1 protein-coding gene is annotated in these 651 nt (G+C 40.7%); it reads right to left on the reverse strand.

Annotation, left to right across the window (positions count from 1 at the left end):
• Positions 1-66 precede the first annotated feature (66 nt).
• Positions 67-504, reverse strand: a complete 438-nt coding sequence (locus A6E06_RS18465) for a GFA family protein (protein ID WP_065594262.1) — start codon at positions 502-504, stop codon at positions 67-69.
• Positions 505-651 lie beyond the last annotated feature (147 nt).

A 651-nucleotide genomic window follows, 5' to 3' on the forward strand; every position in this document is an offset into this window, starting at 1 on the left:
CCTTAATCACTGAAACTAAAGACAAACTGACAACGCCGAGTGTAGCAAATCGTGTTGATGCATTTGTTATGCGTACGGTTTATCCGATAGTTTCAACCATTCAGATTCTGAAGGCATTGTGGCAAATTCTTCGACGTTATCGCAGATAAATGCCTCATCCCAGTTTGCTCGCGAATTAACATAGACATGAGCCTTGATTGTTGTTTCTAAATCTTCAGACATCAATCCTGCTGGCACCCAATATTTATCTTTGCTTGAGCTAAGGTTCGGCACAGGGCTTCCACAACACTGGCAAAATTCCGATTTAAAGCCTGAACTTGAAACATAACGACCAATAGAATTTGTACCCGAAAGCCATTTGAAACTATCCGCTTTAACAATTAAAGCTGAATTCGATGACGACCCAGATACTTTGCGACAAAGCGAACAATGACACTGATAAATCGGAGGTAAGGCACCAGATAGCTCAAACGACACCTCGCCACACAAACAAATACCTTTCAAACTCAAACTCCCTTAATCAAAAAAGTACGTATAACGCTGGCATAACACGTTTATTACTATGCAAACCAACCTGAATTTTGATGCCTTAATCACAAAACCCAAGGCAAACCCAGAACGCCGAATGTAATAAATCGTGTTGATGCGATT

The organism is Aliivibrio sp. 1S175 (assembly GCF_001690985.1).
GTDB lineage: Bacteria > Pseudomonadota > Gammaproteobacteria > Enterobacterales > Vibrionaceae > Aliivibrio.